The organism is Algoriphagus kandeliae (genome assembly GCF_004571135.1).
In the GTDB taxonomy this organism is placed as follows: Bacteria; Bacteroidota; Bacteroidia; order Cytophagales; family Cyclobacteriaceae; genus Algoriphagus; species Algoriphagus kandeliae.
Window position 1 is genome coordinate 16,905 of record NZ_SPSB01000001.1, and the last position, 16,646, is coordinate 33,550.

The 16,646-nt window shown below is 39.2% G+C and carries 15 protein-coding genes and 1 pseudogene; 8 read left to right on the plus strand and 8 right to left on the minus strand.

What is annotated here, in order from left to right; translation table 11 throughout:
- Window positions 1–62: 62 nt before the first annotated feature.
- The 7 genes from E4S40_RS00085 to E4S40_RS00115 form a co-directional block, all read right to left on the minus strand.
- Complete coding sequence (locus E4S40_RS00085) at window positions 63–692, minus strand: hypothetical protein (protein ID WP_135069028.1); 630 nt, start codon at window positions 690–692, stop codon at window positions 63–65.
- Between the two features lie 192 nt (window positions 693–884).
- Window positions 885–1,373 carry a hypothetical protein gene (locus E4S40_RS00090; protein WP_237563093.1) on the minus strand — a complete coding sequence of 163 codons (489 nt, stop codon included), beginning with the start codon at window positions 1,371–1,373 and terminating at the stop codon, window positions 885–887.
- Between the two features lie 60 nt (window positions 1,374–1,433).
- A complete protein-coding gene (locus E4S40_RS00095) occupies window positions 1,434–2,051 on the minus strand; it encodes an ABC transporter ATP-binding protein (RefSeq protein ID WP_135069032.1) in 618 nt (205 codons plus the stop codon).
- 5 nt (window positions 2,052–2,056) lie between these two features.
- Window positions 2,057–2,836, minus strand: a complete 780-nt coding sequence (lpxA, locus tag E4S40_RS00100) for an acyl-ACP--UDP-N-acetylglucosamine O-acyltransferase (protein WP_135069035.1) — start codon at window positions 2,834–2,836, stop codon at window positions 2,057–2,059.
- On the minus strand, window positions 2,833–4,227 hold the full coding sequence (locus tag E4S40_RS00105) for a bifunctional UDP-3-O-[3-hydroxymyristoyl] N-acetylglucosamine deacetylase/3-hydroxyacyl-ACP dehydratase (protein WP_135069038.1): 1,395 nt from the start codon (window positions 4,225–4,227) through the stop codon (window positions 2,833–2,835). Before E4S40_RS00105 ends, lpxA begins: the two co-directional genes overlap by 4 nt.
- A gap of 38 nt (window positions 4,228–4,265) precedes the next feature.
- On the minus strand, window positions 4,266–5,288 hold the full coding sequence (gene lpxD, locus E4S40_RS00110) for a UDP-3-O-(3-hydroxymyristoyl)glucosamine N-acyltransferase (RefSeq protein ID WP_135069041.1): 1,023 nt from the start codon (window positions 5,286–5,288) through the stop codon (window positions 4,266–4,268).
- 15 nt (window positions 5,289–5,303) lie between these two features.
- Entirely contained in the window at window positions 5,304–6,536 is a 1,233-nt protein-coding gene (locus E4S40_RS00115; RefSeq protein ID WP_135069044.1) for an HD domain-containing protein, read from the minus strand.
- 58 nt (window positions 6,537–6,594) lie between these two features.
- Here E4S40_RS00115 and porX point away from each other — a divergent pair, with 58 nt between their 5' ends.
- Genes porX through E4S40_RS00130 form a run of 3 tightly spaced genes read left to right on the plus strand, consistent with a single transcriptional unit; the run spans window position 6,595 to window position 9,791 of the window.
- The gene (gene porX, locus E4S40_RS00120) at window positions 6,595–8,151 is read left to right on the plus strand and encodes a T9SS response regulator signal transducer PorX (RefSeq protein WP_135069047.1); all 1,557 of its coding nucleotides are present in this window, start codon (window positions 6,595–6,597) and stop codon (window positions 8,149–8,151) included.
- A gap of 7 nt (window positions 8,152–8,158) precedes the next feature.
- Entirely contained in the window at window positions 8,159–8,587 is a 429-nt protein-coding gene (gene tsaE, locus E4S40_RS00125) for a tRNA (adenosine(37)-N6)-threonylcarbamoyltransferase complex ATPase subunit type 1 TsaE (RefSeq protein WP_135069050.1), read from the plus strand.
- Window positions 8,580–9,791 (plus strand): alanine dehydrogenase, encoded by a 1,212-nt coding sequence (locus tag E4S40_RS00130; RefSeq protein WP_135069053.1) that lies wholly within the window; start codon window positions 8,580–8,582, stop codon window positions 9,789–9,791. The genes tsaE and E4S40_RS00130 overlap by 8 nt, the downstream gene beginning before the upstream one ends.
- 1 nt (window position 9,792) lies before the next feature.
- Here E4S40_RS00130 and E4S40_RS00135 read toward each other — a convergent pair whose 3' ends face one another.
- Window positions 9,793–10,266 (minus strand): response regulator, encoded by a 474-nt coding sequence (locus tag E4S40_RS00135; protein WP_135069056.1) that lies wholly within the window; start codon window positions 10,264–10,266, stop codon window positions 9,793–9,795.
- Window positions 10,267–10,463: 197 nt separating this feature from the next.
- On the opposite strand from E4S40_RS00135, the gene E4S40_RS00140 reads away from it, so the two are divergent.
- From E4S40_RS00140 to E4S40_RS00155, 5 genes and pseudogenes are all read left to right on the plus strand, one after another.
- Window positions 10,464–12,731: an Rv1355c family protein gene (locus E4S40_RS00140; protein WP_135069059.1), complete on the plus strand. Its 2,268-nt coding sequence runs from the start codon at window positions 10,464–10,466 to the stop codon at window positions 12,729–12,731.
- Window positions 12,732–12,735: 4 nt separating this feature from the next.
- On the plus strand, window positions 12,736–13,422 hold the full coding sequence (locus E4S40_RS00145; protein WP_135069062.1) for a hypothetical protein: 687 nt from the start codon (window positions 12,736–12,738) through the stop codon (window positions 13,420–13,422).
- A pseudogene (locus E4S40_RS17195) lies at window positions 13,419–14,522 on the plus strand (7TMR-DISM family protein); the annotation flags it as partial. The gene E4S40_RS00145 and the pseudogene E4S40_RS17195, both read left to right, overlap by 4 nt.
- Window positions 14,523–15,521, plus strand: coding sequence for a sensor histidine kinase (locus E4S40_RS17200; protein ID WP_237563130.1), 999 nt, complete (start codon window positions 14,523–14,525; stop codon window positions 15,519–15,521).
- Window positions 15,514–16,605: a hybrid sensor histidine kinase/response regulator gene (locus tag E4S40_RS00155; protein WP_135069068.1), complete on the plus strand. Its 1,092-nt coding sequence runs from the start codon at window positions 15,514–15,516 to the stop codon at window positions 16,603–16,605. Before E4S40_RS17200 ends, E4S40_RS00155 begins: the two co-directional genes overlap by 8 nt.
- Window positions 16,606–16,646: the final 41 nt, after the last annotated feature.

Sequence of the window (16,646 nt, forward strand, 5' to 3'; positions counted from 1 at the left end):
TTTTACAAAAATTACCGAATAATCATCCGATAAACATGACATTCATCAGCTTTTAAGATGACTTATATGGATAGATAAAAGGATAGTTGATCGCTCCAGAGTTTGCTTTTATAAAAATGATAGAGGACTTTGGTCAGATCCGATTGGTAGTTTTTCGTGGTCACTAAAAGTGTACAATGGTGTTTGACAGCATAAGACCAAAAATCACCAATTCGCATAAAGTTGAATTTTATGAAACTGGTTTCCCGAGTAGATTTTGCAACCAATTGAATGAGCTCTTGTTCTTCCTTTATTTTTGATTTGGGAATGAAGGAAGGGGAGATGATAGTCGCTTTGCTGTTTTTGATTTTGTTTTGGAATAAGTTGATAAAATGCCGTATCAACTGTGCCGATTGGGGAGTCCCATCATAATGAAAGAGTAAATGATTGGTGGAGAAGTCTGGAACGAATAGTAAAACAGGAATGTCACATACTTCTTTTTCCAAAGGTTTAGGGAGTTCTTCTTGACGAAGCCAATCCAAAATTTTGGTAAGGTCTATTGTCACCAAGGAAGGATCACCATCGAGCGAATCGCACATTAGGCTCTCTTCTTGTCCAGGCCAAAAATCCCGAGCGAGAACCGGACAATTATATTCTCGCATGATTTCATCAGGAAGATGAAACTTTATGCTTAAGGGTGTTTTGATTTCCATAGACTTCGGCATTTGTACAAATCTACAGGTAGTCTCCCCGAAGCGGTCTGACCAATTCCATAAGCTCGTATGATTAAAGTCAGGTTTTATGAGCTTGTTTTTGGAAGTAAGCAATTCCAAAAAACCAGAAAAAATTATGGAAAGGGCAAAAAAATGAGGGCTAGTGCCCTCTTTAGTCAATTGTTAGTAATTTTATTTTTTGGAAAGATTGAAGACATAGCTGCCTGCTACAGCCTGTACACCATTAATCCTTGCTCCAGGAGCAGGGATATTGAATTCTAACCTCAAATTATCTCCTGTACGAGTAAAAGAAATTTCTCGACCTGCAGCCGGTTTTCCTCCTGTCAAAGTGAATTTATCAAAATTAGTTCCTGAAAAACTCCAGTTTCCGGAAGCATCGAAGAGGTCATTGTTGTTTAAGGTTGTGTATGTTTTCGAGGAACCTGAATTCATGATTAATTCAAAATTCTGGTATAAATCGGTAACATTTGTACCGCTTCGGGTTACCGACCCTCCTCCGGAAATAGACCAAGCCTGCGTCCCAGTACCAGTTAGTGCTTCAATTGCTAGTTCTTCAGGTGTTTTTTGTGGTGGCTGAGGTGTTGGACTATCACCTCCACAGGCCCAAAAAAAAGTGATTAAAAAGGTGAATAAAAACCACCTTCCAGCTGTCTTCATCATACTCTGTTTCAATTAGAACTTTAAAATTAGCTATATCCCATTAAGATCAAAGCAGGGATTTTATTTATAATCTTCTAAAACCAGTTTTTGTTGGCAAAAATCATATTCACGTTGCTCATTTGAGCAAACAATTAGTATTCGATTCATTTGATAGGTTTCTATGAGATCCTGATACCAAGCTATCCCTTTTTTATCCAGATTGGATGTCGGTTCGTCAAGGAAAATCACATCGGACTCTGACAAAAGAGCCAGCACCAATTTCAGTCTCTGCTTCATTCCTGAAGAAAACTGAGACACGAATTTCCCGTGATGTTCTTTTAAATAGACCAATTCAAGAATTTCTTCTAAAGAAATCCCTTTGATAGGATTTTTAAACTTGAAGTGAAAATCCAGTAATTCAGAAAGAGTAAATTCCTCGGGAAGCTCCAAATAAGGAGCTGCAATACTCAGATGCCTAAACCAATTTTCTTCTTCGAAGATTTTACCGTCGATTGAGTATTCAATCTTTCCGGAGCTCAAAGGGATAGATCCAGTCAAACATTTTAGCAAGGTGGATTTTCCGGAGCCATTACTTCCTGTGATAGCTAGAGAATCACCTGATTCGAGGTTGATCGAAAGGTTTTTGAAAATCCATTCATATTGAAAGCGTTTGGAGGCTTCTACAACCTGGATTTTCATGGACTTTAGTTGATATAACCTTTCATTACACCTCTTTCAGAAGAGCGAATGAAATTTAGAATTTCGTCTCTTTCCTTAGTAGCAGGAAGGTTTACTTCGATTTCTTCCAAAGCCCGGGAATTATTCATGCTATTTAAAAATAGATAGCGGTAGACTTCCTGAATGTGCGAGATGGTTTCTGAAGTAAAACCTCTTCTGCGTAAGCCAAGAGAGTTGACACCAGCATAAGAAAGGGGTTCACGAGCAGCCTTGGTGAAAGGAGGAACATCTTTACGAACCAGGGAACCGCCGGAAATCATTGCATGCATTCCGATTTTCACGAATTGGTGAATAGCACTTGATCCTCCAACAATAGCCCAATCATCAATGGAAACGTGACCGGCAATCTGTACTGAATTTGCAATAATGACATTGCTTCCGATTACACAATCATGAGCTACGTGCACATAAGCCATTAATAGGCAATTGCTTCCAACAACAGTGGTTTGCTTATCTACTGTCCCTCTGCTGATGGTTACACATTCTCTGATGGTAGTATTATCCCCTATCACTACAGTTGAATCCTCGCCTTGGAATTTCAAGTCTTGAGGAATCCCTGCAATAACAGCCCCCGGGAAAATTTTGCATTTTTTTCCAATACGAGCACCTGGAAAGATAGTGACATTCGGACCTATCCAAGTATCATCTCCAATAACCACGTCCTCATGGATCATGGTGAAAGGGTCAATTTTTACATTTTTGCCAATCTTGGCGTCTGAGCTTACGTGTGCGAGAGGACTAATCATGATTCCTTACGGGTTATGCTGGCTGTCATGACCGCTTCACACACAAGAGTATTACCAACATAGGCTTCTCCTCTCATTTTGGCGATTCCACGACGGATTGGGGCCAAAAGTTCACACTTAAAAATCAATGTATCTCCAGGAAGTACCATTTTCCTGAATTTACAGCTTTCGATTCCTAGAAAGTAAGTCCAGTAATTTTCTGGATCATCTACAGTACTCAAAACCAAGATTCCTCCCGTTTGAGCCATTGCTTCTACTTGAAGTACACCTGGCATTACTGGATTTCCAGGAAAATGTCCCAAGAAGAAAGGCTCATTCATGGTGACATTTTTCACGCCAGCTACCACAGTATCATCCAAATAAATGATCTTATCCAAAAGCTGAAAAGGATAGCGATGAGGAAGGATATTACTAATTTGGTTGATATCCATCACCGGTGGCAACTTTGGATCGTAATAAGGGATGTGAGAAGTGGAGGATTTCTCCATCGCTCGCTTGATTTTCTTTGCAAAAGCCACATTGGCAGCATGTCCAGGTCGGGCTGCTAAAATTTGTGCCTTTAAGGGTCTTCCCACCAAAGCCAAATCTCCAACCACGTCTAAAAGCTTATGTCGAGCCGGTTCATTTCGGTAGCGAAGGTCAACATTGTTTAAAATTCCCTCTTTTTTGACTTCCACATGTGGTTTGTTGAACATCTTGGCGAGGTGCTGTAATTCCTCTTTTTCAACTACCCGGTCCACAACCACAATTGCATTATTCAAATCTCCACCTTTAATCAAGTTGGAATTGTATAGCATCTCAAGTTCATGTAGGAAGCAGAAAGTTCTACAGGATGCAATCTCAGGTTTGAATTGACTGATATCTGTGATAGAGGCGTGCTGACTTCCTAGGACAGGAGAATTATAATCTACCATTACTGTCACTCGGTAATTATCCGTAGGAAGTGCTACCATCTCTACTTCACGAGAAGAATCCTTGTATTGGATGCTTTCCTGAACTTCAAAAAATCTTCTGAGCGCATTTTGCTCCTCTAGTCCAGCTTCTTCCAAAACCTCAATGAATTGAATGGAAGACCCGTCCATGATAGGAGGTTCAGGACCATCTAATTGGATCAAAACATTGTCAATTTCCATCCCCACCAATGCCGCTAATACGTGCTCAACAGTGTAGACACGGGCTCCATTTTGTTCCAAAGTGGTTCCTCTTGATACGTCTACAACCAGATCACAATCTGCATCAACGGTAGGTCTTCCTTCCAAATCCACTCTTTGGAATTTAATCCCGTGGTTTGGAGGTGCAGGCAAAAAGGTCATGTTTGAAATCACGCCAGTGTGAAGTCCCACACCGGAAAGTTCCACCTGCTTTTTTATAGTATGCTGTTTTACTTTCATTTGTTAGTCAACCAATTGGATTGCTTTGGGGCGCAAAATTAAGGCTTTTTTTCGAGTTCTTTGATTCGGCTCTCCAAGTCCTCCAGATTTTTGAAGATTGAGTAGGATTTCAAAAACTGCTTCATTTCCATGCCTATGTATCCAAAAATGGTTTGACCAGGCTTTCGAATAGATTTTATCACTCCAGTATTAGCTCCTACAGTGGTTTGATCGGCAATCTTAATGTGTCCCACAATTCCTGCTTTTCCTGCAATGACACAATTCTTTCCTAACTCGGAAGAACCAGAAACTCCTGCTTGTGCAGCGATCACGGTGTTATCTCCTATGATTACATTATGGGCGATTTGAACCAAATTATCAATTTTGGCTCCTTTTCGAATAATAGTAGAACCCATGGTGGCACAGTCTACAGTGACATTCGCTCCAATACTCACCCAGTCTTCCAAAATCACATTGCCAATCTGAGGAATGGCTTTGTAACTGCCGTCCTCTTGGGGCGCAAAGCCAAAACCATCGGAGCCAATAACTGCTCCGGGGTGGATTTCGCAATGATTCCCGATCACTGTACCATCACAAATTTTAGCTCCAGGGTGGATAATGCAGTTATCTCCGATTTTTACCTGATTTCCGATGTATGCATGTGGGTGAATTTTCACCTGATTTCCGATGTGGGAATTTTTTCCAATGTAGGAAAATGCCCCTCGGTAATGACCATCGCCTATTTGGCTACTTGGATCCATGTAGCTCGGTTCTTCTACACCCTGAAAGGATGCCTTGGTAAATTGGGAGTAGGTCTCCAAGATTTGGGTAAAGCTGGAATAGGCGTCTTTTACCCAAATGAGGTTGGTTTGATAGGATTTTGTTGGCTTGAAACCCTCTGAGACGATTACAGCTGAAGCAGCAGTCTGATAGAGGTAAGTTTCGTATTTTTCATTGGCTAAAAAACTTATCCCCCCAGGTTTACCTTCCTGAATTTTATCCAGCCGGTTTACCTTTACGTTTTCATCTCCTTCTACTTTTCCGCCAAGCAGTTCGGCAAGTTGCCTTAAGGTGAATTCCATGCAGCAAATTTGGGTTTAACGATCTAAAATTAGGTTTTTGGCCTTACATATATAGTATTTCTTCACGACTTTACTCATGATCTTGATATTGGGTAAATCAGCAGCTTGGGCTACATCTACCACTTCGCCTTTTTTTGTTAAAATAGAGATCCGGTCTTTTGCTAAATACCCATAATTGCTCAAGGAGCCTGACGAAAAGAAATAAGTCAAATCCTCTTCCGGGATTCCCAGCTTTTTGATGGTCTTTTCTCGGGAAGCTTCCAATACTTCCTCTTCAAAAGGATCATTGCTGAGTTGAATTTTGAAAAGGTTTCTTGTTAAAAACATGGAGGAAATGTTTCTGAGCACATAGTCTCCCGATTTTTTCCAAAGCTTGATGGCTCCCCAAATATCGAAATCGTCCAACTCGAGGAAAATACGCAACAATTCTGGATTTTTCTCAAAATCAGTTAGTTGTAAATTATTTTCCAGAAGGAAGTTGAATTCATCTGAAATAGGAAAATTAGCTCCCAATGCTTTTTGATCCTTTGCCCGTTGGATCAAATTGATAAGCATTTTCTCCGCACTGACGGTTGTTTTGTGCAGATAAACCTGCCAATACATCAATCGCCTTGCACTGAGGAAATTTTCGATGGAATAAATACCCTTTTCTTCAATGACAATTTGGTCATTTTTGACATCCATCATTTTGATGATACGATCAGCTCCGATCGTTCCTTCTGAAACTCCCGTGAAAAAGCAATCCCGCTGCAAATAATCCAGTCGGTCAATATCCAATTGACTGGAAACTAATTGATGGAAGAATTTCCGTTCGTATTGATTTTTGAAAATTTTCAGTGCCAGATCTAATCCACCATTCAGTTCCTTATTCAGCAAATCAATGATCATCAAGGAGAGCTTTTCATGTGGTACCCCTTGGAGCAAGCTGTATTCTAAGGCGTGTGAAAAGGGTCCATGACCTATATCATGGAGCAAAATAGCAATGAGAGCAGCTTCGAATTCCTTATCGCTGATTTCAGTACCTTTATTTCTGAGGTTTTCTAAAGTAATCTGCATCAGGTGCATAGCTCCCAATGCATGATGAAATCGGGTGTGCAAAGCGCCCGGGTAGACAAAATCAGTCAAACCCAATTGCTTGATCCGGCGTAATCTCTGAAAGAAAGGATGGTCAATGATCTCAAAAATCAGCTCACTGGGAATAGTGATAAAACCATAAACAGGATCATTGAGTATTTTCTGGCTTTTCAAGGAGGCCTATTTTGTTTACCCAAAAGTAGTTATAATTTTAAAAGAATCAGAAATCAGCATGACTCAAAAAGCAAGGATTCTCTGGGCAGATGATGAAATAGACCTGCTCAAACCTCACATCTTATTTTTGGAACAAAAGGGCTATGAAATCATTACGGTGAATTCAGGGGTGGATGCCGTAGATGAAATCGAAAAGGAATCCTTCGATTTAGTTTTTCTGGATGAAATGATGCCGGGAATGACCGGACTAGAGACGCTTCAGCAGATCAAGCAGATCAAACCTCAAATTCCAGTAGTCATGATCACAAAAAGCGAAGAAGAGCAGATTATGAATGATGCGATTGGGGGAAAAATTGCTGATTACTTGATCAAACCACTCAACCCAAGTCAAATTTGGCTTTCTGTTAAGAAAATTCTTCAAAATAGACAGCTCATTGAAGAAAAAACCACACTGAGCTATCAGCAGGATTTCATGAATATCAGCACCTCTTTGGGAGAAGCAGTTGATCATGAGGACTGGTCTAATATCTACAAGAAGTTGACTTATTGGGAACTTCAGATTGATCAGACTGAAAACAAAAGCATGCAGGAGGTATTGGAAACCCAAAAGACGGAGGCAAATGCGAATTTCGCTCGATTTATAAAAAAGGAATATTTGAGTTGGATGGATGAGCGAAATGCTGAAAAGCCTTTACTTTCAAATCAGGTTATGCGCAAAAAAGTGTTTCCTCGAATAAAAACAGGAAATCCTTTATTTTTCATTGTTATTGACAATTTGCGATTGGATCAGTGGGAGGATATGGAGCCTTTGATTGCTCCATATTTTACGATTCAAGAGAAAGATACCTATTATAGTATTTTACCTACGACTACTGCTTTTGCAAGGAATGCCTTATTCAGTGGAATGATGCCCATGGATATGGCCCGGTTTTATCCTCAATACTGGGAAAATGAGGATTCCGATGAGGGGAAAAATAATTTTGAAGAAGATTGGCTTCGTATCAATCTGGAGAAAAATAGACTCAATATTAAATTTTCATACACCAAAATTCTTCAGGCAAACCAAGGGAAAAATGCTCTGGACCAGTTCCACAACATGCTTCAAAATGATTTGAACGTTTTGGTTTACAATTTTGTGGATATGGTGTCCCATGCCAGGACCGATATGAAGATGATCAGGGAATTGGCTCCAGATGAATCAGCATATAGATCCCTGACCAAAAGTTGGTTTGAACACTCAACACTCTTTGAAATGCTGAAAAAAATCCAGCAGGCAGGGGCGGAAGTTATTATCACTACAGATCATGGGACAAAAAGGGTAAACAAGCCTTATCGGATCGTTGGAGATAAAAATGTGACCACTAACCTTCGATACAAGCAGGGTAAAAACCTCAGTTTTGAGCATGGGAAAGTCTTTGAGATTTCTAAACCTGAGGAAGCAAAACTCCCAAAGCTGAATGTTTCGAGTGCCTACGTATTTGCTGTGGAGGACTATTTTTTCGCTTATCCAAACAATTATAATTATTACGTCAACTATTACAAGGATACATTTCAGCATGGTGGTGTATCTTTGGAGGAAATGATCGTTCCGATATTATATCTCAGGTCAAAATAAGAAGACGTTGGATTCGAAGGTTTATGAATTGAAGGACTTGGAAGAGGTAGCGCAATGGCTCATCGACCAAGCTTCAGATGAGAAGATTTGGATTTTCCAAGGCCAAATGGGGGCAGGTAAAACCACCCTGATTAAGATATTAGGAAAAAAATTAGGATTGGTTGATGAAGTTAGCAGTCCTACTTTTTCTCTGGTAAATCATTATGAGACTATAGGGGGTGAAACCATCTATCATTTTGATTTTTATCGTCTTGATGATCCGGAAGAAGCCTTGGATATCGGAATAGAAGAGTATTTTTATAGTGGAAATTATTGCTGGATAGAATGGCCTGAAAAACTGGGTGACTATCTCCCGGATCATTTTCTTCTGGTAAAAATTGACTATAATAGTCCTACGAGCCGAAAAATCACCCTAGAACATTTCCAAGATGCCTAACGAAATCAAAGAAATCGCAGCAGCAAGCTTAATACCGAAGGAGGCCCCTGCAATGGTTCAAAAAGGACAGCGATCGATCACAATTGGCTTACCAAAGGAAAAATCATCTGAAGAACGAAGGGTGGTGTTGACTCCGGAAGCTGTGGGACTTCTCACCAATAATGGTTTGGAAGTAGTGGTGGAGACGGGGGCTGGAAAAGCATCCAAATTCTCAGATCAAGATTATTCAGATGCTGGTGCCAAAGTGGTTTATTCTCCAGAAGAAGCTCTTCAAGCTCAAGTGGTATTGAAGGTTGATGCACCTGATTTATCTGAGATCGAGAAAATGACTCCAGGAAGTTGTTTGATTTCTGCACTTCAAATTGGTAGGCAAAATCGGGAGTTTATTGAAGCCCTAAATGCAAAAAAAATCACCTCAATTGCTTTCGAATACTTGGAAGATAAAGTAGGTGGGATGCCGGTTGTTCGCGCGATGTCTGAAATAGCCGGAAGTACTGTTATGCTCATCGCCGCCGAGTACCTTTCTAGTGTCAATGATGGAAAAGGCTTAATTATGGGCGGCGTAACTGGAGTTCCTCCTACTCAAGTGGTGATTATCGGCGCAGGCACTGTAGCTGAATATGCTGCAAGAACGGCCTTGGGGCTTGGAGCAAATATCAAGGTTTTCGATAACCATATTTACAAGCTGAGAAGGCTTAAGCAGCTCCTAGGACAACAGATTTATACTTCCACCATTGACAATCTTACTTTAACTCAAGCCCTAGCCGAGGCTGATGTGGTCATCGGGGCTCTTCGCGCTGAGAAGGGAAGAAATAAAATCGTGGTTAATGAGGAAATGGTGGCCAACATGATGCATGGAAGCATCATTATTGATGTGGGGATTGATCAAGGGGGATGTATCGAAACAGCAAGAATGACTACGCATGAAAATCCTACTTTTATGGTTCATGATGTAATTCATTATTGCGTCCCAAATATTGCATCCAGAGTATCCCGCACCGCCTCTTACTCTCTATCCAATATTTTTACCCCTATCATTTTACAAATGGCAGATTTGGGAGGTGCTGAAGAAATGATTTTCAACTATCGCTGGTTTTTGAGAGGGGTATATACCTACCGAGGTAGCCTAACTAATGCCTATTTAGCTAGGAAATTTGACCTCACCCATAAAGAGCTTCAGCTTTTGCTAGCTGCTAGATACTAAATCAGGAAAGAAGATTTTGTCGAAGCAAAAATTCCAATTGCTCATTCGCTTTAATCAACGCTTGAGTTAATCTCTCGTTTTCACGTCGAAGGGAGAATACCTCATAAGCATTTTTGATCACTGTACGTAGATAGTCCTCTTCCCAGGGTTTGGTGAGGTAGTGATACACTTGACCTTTATTGATAGCATCGATCACAGCTTGAATATCCGTATATCCTGTCAAGAGAATACGAATAGGATTAGGATAAATAGGGATAATAGATTCCAAAAATTCTACGCCAGTTTGCTCGGGCATCCGTTGGTCAGTAATGATGATTTCGATATCCTCATTTTTTAGGATTTCTCTGCCTTCTTCGGCTGAAATGGCTAAAAAAATCTTGTAATCTCTTCGGAAAGTGGCCTTAAACGCTTGAAGATTATTTTCTTCATCGTCCACATATAGAATTCTGATTTTCTCTTCTTTCTTATCTTCCATTTGTTGACCCAGCTGGGAACGAATTAAAATTTCTCCAAATAATTATTTTTTCTTGGCAAAAACAAACAACAATTGTTTTTCATTCTTTCTCTATCAAGTTCTTAAATTAAACTTATAAAATTTAATTTGAATTTGGTTTGAGAATAAAAATCAAAAACTAACTTTACTTTGCATATCACCCTAATTATGCTACCTAAATGTTAGCTTCACCCAAAATTGATCTGGAGAGTCTGGCTTTTCCTATACTTCTTGATCCAAAACTGCCCCAGCATATGGAGGAGATTTTGAGGTTGAAGGAGTTGCCTTATGTAGTAATTGTCGATCAAATTGAAAGTCAGGTAAAAGACCTTATTAAGGCTGCATCGCCTTCGGTTTCCTATTCTTCTGAAGAACTTACTAATAAAGCGAAGGATTTTTTTCAAAAAGAGGAATCAGAGACTTATGGGATTTGGGTGTTTTATCCATGGAAGAATCATCTAGTGCATATTCTTCCTAAAGAAGATTTTATTCGAATTCGTACTATTCGAAATAATTATAAAATCACTCCCCAGGAACATGAGTATTTGGCAGGAAAGAAAATTGGTATTGTAGGACTTTCCGTAGGTCAAAGCATAGCTTTGGCTATGGCTTTGGAGCGAAGCTGTGGCGAAATGAGGCTTGCTGACTTTGATACGCTCGAACTCAGTAACCTAAATCGCTTGAAGGCAGGTGTAACCAGTCTAGGGCTTGAAAAAGTAGTAATCGCCGCCAGAGAAATTTCTGAAATTGATCCATATCTCAATCTTACACTTTATCGTAAGGGAGTTACTGAACAAAACATAGACGACTTTTTTACAGCAAATGGCAAGTTGGACTTGGTGATCGATGAATGCGATAGTCTTGACATGAAGATTTTGCTTCGCGAGAAGGCCAAGTTTTATGGGATTCCGGTTTTAATGGATACATCCGACCGAGGAATGCTTGATGTGGAGCGCTTTGATTTGGAGCCTGATCGCCCCATATTCCACGGATTGATGGGGAATATTGACTTAAGCTCATTGAAAAACCTTACCACTCAGCAAAAAGTCGGTATAGGTTTAAAAATAACCGGAACTGATACCCTTTCTCCTAGGATGAAAGCCTCACTATTGGAGGTTGGCCAAACCATCAGTAGCTGGCCACAGCTTGCATCTGCGGTTTTTTTGGGAGGAGCTTCGGTAGCTCATGTTGGTAGACGACTGTTGCTAGGAGATCAGGTAAAATCAGGCCGGTACTATGTGGACTTGGATGAGATTGTGCATTTGGAGGCTCTGGAGGAAATCAAGGTTCCTGATCTGAAAAACGTACAAAATGGGGATTTCAAAGCTGCAATTCCAGATGACATTCTTCCTTCAGGCTATCTCCCCTCGGAAAAGGAACTAGAAGAAATGATTTCCTTTGCTAACCTCGCTCCATCGGGAGGAAATATTCAACCTTGGATTTGGGTTTTGGATCAGCGGGGGATTTTGCATCTCTTCCACGATAAAGTCCGAAGTTTTTCCTTGTTGGATTATAAGGGCACTGGTTCTTTGATCGCTTTTGGAGCAGCTTTGGAGAACTTGAGAATTTTCTGCGGAAAGCATGGAATTGAAATCGAAGTAATACCTCAAATCAGAGAATTTGATGACGATTTGATCGCAAGTGTTCGATTTGTTAGCAAGCAAAATCAATCTTTAAATATTCCTCATTTGGATTTATTTGACGGAGTAGGCATCCGTTGCACTAATAGAAAAAATCCAAAAAGAAAACCATTAAACGAGGATCAATTGGACAGTATACTTTCTTTAGTGGACTCTAAAGAAATGAGTCTTGATTTTTTGACTGATGAAAAAGACCTCGAAAAGCTTTCTGAGATTTTGGGAGGAATGGACCGAATGCGATTGTTTCATGAGCAAGGTCTTCAGGATTTTATTCAAGAAGTGAGATGGAATGATAAAGAGGCACGGGAAACAAAGGATGGGATAGATCTAGCCACCTTGGAACTGAGTGGTGCCGAAAGAGCAGCCATGGGACTTTTGAAAGATCCTCGAACAGTTAAGTTTTTCAGAAAATTCTTGATGGGATATGGGTTGACAAAAATATCTCATTCCACCTTGATGGCAAGCTCGGCCATATTTTTGCTACAGAGTAAAAAATACACCCCGGAATCAATTTTGGAAGCAGGAAAAATTCTTCAACGCATTTGGATAAAAGCTAATATGATGGGAATAGCGTTCCAGCCTGTTACTGCTTCCTTGTTTATCTTCCAAAGAGTCAAGCGTGAAAAGGACCATGGTTTTGAAGAACCGGAAACTCAATTGATTGCGGAACACTACCAAGCTTTAAAAAAATTGTATGGGGTCAAGGATGGTATGGAAGAAATTTTTATGTTCAGGTTGAATTTTGCTGGAGAGCCAAGTATGCGCTCTTACCGCAGGGATGTAAGTGAGACACTTATTAGGATATGAAGGAATGTTTCGTTTGATTGCTTTTAAGGCGGTAGAGGATCGCGAAAGGTGTGAGAAGTTCATCGAAGGCCATCGTCAGGTATTAGAAAGTATAGGAGTTAAAAAGGTGACTTCGGCTAATAATGACTGGATGTTCAATCCTGATGTTATTGTGGTAATCGTAGAATCAAGCGAAGACAACATGGTGTATGGCGGAGCTAGGATTCATAAAGCGAACGAACAATATCCTTTACCTATGGTGGAGGCAATTGAAGACCTAGATAGCAGTATCAAGGAGGTTATCAATAAAGATTTAGATGCTGGTACTGGAGAGATATGTGGGTTATGGAATTCTAGGAAAGTAACAGGATTAGGTATAGGAGCAATTTTTATGTCAAAAGCTTGCCTAGCATTGACACCAAAACTTGGATTAACATCACTTTATGCACTTTTTGCTCCCACAACAGTAAAACTCGGTTTAGAAATGGGGTATGAAGTGTTGACCGAGGTAGGAAATAATGGGACGTTTTATTATCCAAAATTAGATTTGATTGCAACCGCAATGAAACTTCATGATGCAGTTAATTTGCCTAAAACCTCAGAAGAACATAGAGAGTCAATCTTTGAAATTAGAAATAATAAAAGGTTATTGATTAAGGAAAATTATAGAGGACGAGATGTTTCTCTTGAATACACTTCATATATAGAATGATAAATAGGAATTTAATTTTATTTTTAATCCTTCTTCTTATCTTTTCTTGCAAACAAAAGGAGAAAGAAGATTTTGAATTTATTGGATGGGTTAAATCATCAGAAAATTTATCCGAAATTCAAAATATTGTTGATTTATCAAATAATGATTTTAATGAATCCAATGAAAGCTATCTTTCTTTAGGTTATTCAGATGAGCCTTTCTGGGTTAAAATTGAATTAAGTGATTTGGAAAAAGATACTTCTAATAAGTATTTGTCAGTTCCAAATCCTATGCTTAATAGTATAGAGTTATATGATTCAAATGGAGCTTTATACGAAAAAACAGGTAGGCTAAATTTTTCGAAGGAAGATTATGATAGCTTTTTTAATTTCATGGATTTGTCAGATTTCCAAGGGAATACGCTTTTTCTGAAAGTCTCTAGTTTTGGGAATAATAATATTCCTCTTGAAATTGTAACTACTGACGATATATCCTTTTCTGTTAATGAAAGGAATTTATTTTTTGGAATTTACTTCGGTGTAGTCTTCGCAATGTTTTTTTATAATCTATTCTTGTGGATTTCTACAAAGGATAATATTTATGGTTTATATATTTCGTATATATTCTTTGTTGGGTTAACTCAAGGGATATTAGGGGGTTACATAGATAGCTATTTTTGGTCAAATAACTTCTTCTTAAGGAATTATAGTTTCTATATAAGCACCTCAATTGTTAATATAGTAGGAATTTATTATTCGCTTAAATTTCTTAAAATAAAAGATTTTAATCGGAAGGTTTTCTTTTTCGGTAGATTGATTATAGGGGTATACTTTTTTATTTTATTTTCATTTCTTTTTGATCTAGGAATTGGGCAATTAAAATTCAGGTTTCTTCAAGTTTTCTTAGGAATTGTTCCTTTTTATTTACTATCAATATCATTCTACAGCCTTAAAAAAGGATATAGACCGGCAAAATTCTTTTTGATTTCGTGGTTCCTTTTGATTTGTAGTATGGTTATTTTTCTTTTGAGTGATTTAAATATTCTGCCTCATAATTTTTTAACAAATTATATTTTCACAATTGGGTCGACATTTGAAGCTCTGTTACTATCCTTTGCTTTGGCAGATAAGATCAACATTTTAAAGAAAGAAAAGGAAAGAGAACAAGCCGAGCGGTTGAAGGTATTGAAGGAAAACGAAGAGTTGGTGAGAGAGCAAAATACCTTGTTGGAAGAAAAAGTGCGGATGCGTACCGACGAATTGGAGCAGGCTCTTCGAAATCTTCAAAATACCCAAAGTCAGTTGGTGAGTCAGGAAAAGATGGCTTCACTTGGTCAGTTGACAGCTGGTATTGCTCATGAGATTAATAACCCTATCAACTTTGTGAGTTCTAATATCACTCCTCTAAAACGTGATATTAATGATATCATGGAGGTCATTGAATTCTATCGGGAAACTGCACAGAAAGAATTCCAGGAGGGTTCTAAGAAGAAAGCAGCAGACTTGGAAGAGGAACTGGAATTGGATTATGTCTTGGAGGAAGTTAACCAGCTTCTCAAAGGAATGGAAGAAGGGGCAAAACGGACAGTTGAAATTGTCAAAGGGCTTCGACTATTCTCACGTGTTGATGAGCAGGATGTCAAAAAAGTGGATCTGCACGATGGAATTAACAGTACCTTGATTCTATTGAATAGCTCTATTCCTGGAAAAATTAGAATTGTGAGGGAATTTGGAGAGCTGCCAATGGTAGAATGCTTGGCAGGCAAAATCAATCAGGTTTTCATGAACATTATCAACAATGCAGTTCATGCCCTGAGCGATCATATAGACGAGATAAAAGATCCGAAAATCGAGATCCGTACCCGATCTTTTGGGGAGACAGTTTCGATAGAAATAGAAGATAATGGTCCAGGCATGCCGGAACATGTCAAGCAACGAATTTTCGAACCTTTCTTTACCACAAAAGCAGTTGGCAAGGGTACAGGTTTGGGGCTTTCAATTGTTTATTCTATAATTGAAAATCATAAGGGTACGATGGAAGTTGAAACCGAAGTCGGCCAAGGAACTATTTTTAAAATTACACTACCTGTACACCAAAGCAACGTAAAGCATGAATAGTAGTGACATTCGCGTGCTCTACATCGATGATGAAGACAACAACCTGAAATCTTTTCGGGCAACCTTACGAAGAGATTTCAAAATTTTTACTGCCATCGATGCATTTGAAGGACTAAAAATTGTCCAAGAGGAAGAAATTCATGTAGTCATTGCTGATCAGCGAATGCCGGGAATGACAGGTACTGAATTTTTCGAAAAAATGATTGAAATCAATCCGGATCCTGTCCGTATTCTTTTGACAGGTTATTCGGATATCGCTTCAGTTATTGACGCGATCAACAAAGGGGAGGTTTATCGATTTATTGATAAGCCTTGGAATATTGAGCAAATCAAAAACTCCATTAAAAATGCCGCAGATATTTATTTCATGCGTCAAGAGTTGAAGGATAAAAACATAAAACTTCAAAAACTCCACACGGAGATGAATCAGTTTGTGTATAGTTTATCGCACGAATTGAGAGGACCTTTGATGAGTATTTCTGGGGTTTCCAAGCTCGCCAAAATGGAAATCTCAGATCCGCATGTATTGGAGTTTTTTGAAATGATCGATTCGGCTACTACTAAGCTGGACGATTTTATTTATAAGATGCTCGACTTTTATCGCTCTACGAAAATTGATCATAAAATCACTTCGATCAATTTCAAGGAAGTGATCAATCAACAGATGGAAGCCTATCGGGCAAAATTTGACCTAACCCATTTTCATGTAGAGGTGCAGGTCAATCAAAATGAAGAATTTTACTCCGATGACTCCAAAATTCGGGTGATTTTGAATAACCTATTTTCCAATTCCGTGCAGTTTCAAAAAAACGAACCTGGAGAAAAGCGAATTGCCTTAACTGTGGATGTACGAGATGGTCAAGCATTTATCATGTTGGAGGACAATGGAATAGGAATCGAAGACCGACACCATCCGGAAGTATTTAATCTTTTTACACGAGCAACCCAGAAAAACGTGGGTACGGGTTTGGGCTTGTATATGGTCAAAGAAGCCGTCGAGCAATTGGGTGGAAATGTGGAACTTGAGTCGATTCTAAATGAAGGAACGACAGTTCGAGTGGTTCTTCCTTCATTGAATTTCTGATGAAGGCTGGGCTTTTGCCCTTGAAAGCCTATCTTTGCAGG

What these genes read in the sequence shown, in the direction of transcription:
- E4S40_RS00085 (WP_135069028.1), bottom strand. Translation starts at nt 692, where the DNA reads ATGGAAATCAAAACACCCTTAAGCATAAAGTTTCATCTTCCTGATGAA.
- E4S40_RS00090 (WP_237563093.1), bottom strand. Translation starts at nt 1,373, where the DNA reads ATGATGAAGACAGCTGGAAGGTGGTTTTTATTCACCTTTTTAATCACT.
- E4S40_RS00095 (WP_135069032.1), bottom strand. Translation starts at nt 2,051, where the DNA reads ATGAAAATCCAGGTTGTAGAAGCCTCCAAACGCTTTCAATATGAATGG.
- lpxA (WP_135069035.1), bottom strand. Translation starts at nt 2,836, where the DNA reads ATGATTAGTCCTCTCGCACACGTAAGCTCAGACGCCAAGATTGGCAAA.
- E4S40_RS00105 (WP_135069038.1), bottom strand. Translation starts at nt 4,227, where the DNA reads ATGAAAGTAAAACAGCATACTATAAAAAAGCAGGTGGAACTTTCCGGT.
- lpxD (WP_135069041.1), bottom strand. Translation starts at nt 5,288, where the DNA reads ATGGAATTCACCTTAAGGCAACTTGCCGAACTGCTTGGCGGAAAAGTA.
- porX (WP_135069047.1), top strand. Translation starts at nt 6,595, where the DNA reads ATGACTCAAAAAGCAAGGATTCTCTGGGCAGATGATGAAATAGACCTG.
- E4S40_RS00130 (WP_135069053.1), top strand. Translation starts at nt 8,580, where the DNA reads ATGCCTAACGAAATCAAAGAAATCGCAGCAGCAAGCTTAATACCGAAG.
- E4S40_RS00135 (WP_135069056.1), bottom strand. Translation starts at nt 10,266, where the DNA reads ATGGAAGATAAGAAAGAAGAGAAAATCAGAATTCTATATGTGGACGAT.
- E4S40_RS00140 (WP_135069059.1), top strand. Translation starts at nt 10,464, where the DNA reads ATGTTAGCTTCACCCAAAATTGATCTGGAGAGTCTGGCTTTTCCTATA.
- E4S40_RS00145 (WP_135069062.1), top strand. Translation starts at nt 12,736, where the DNA reads ATGTTTCGTTTGATTGCTTTTAAGGCGGTAGAGGATCGCGAAAGGTGT.
- E4S40_RS00155 (WP_135069068.1), top strand. Translation starts at nt 15,514, where the DNA reads ATGAATAGTAGTGACATTCGCGTGCTCTACATCGATGATGAAGACAAC.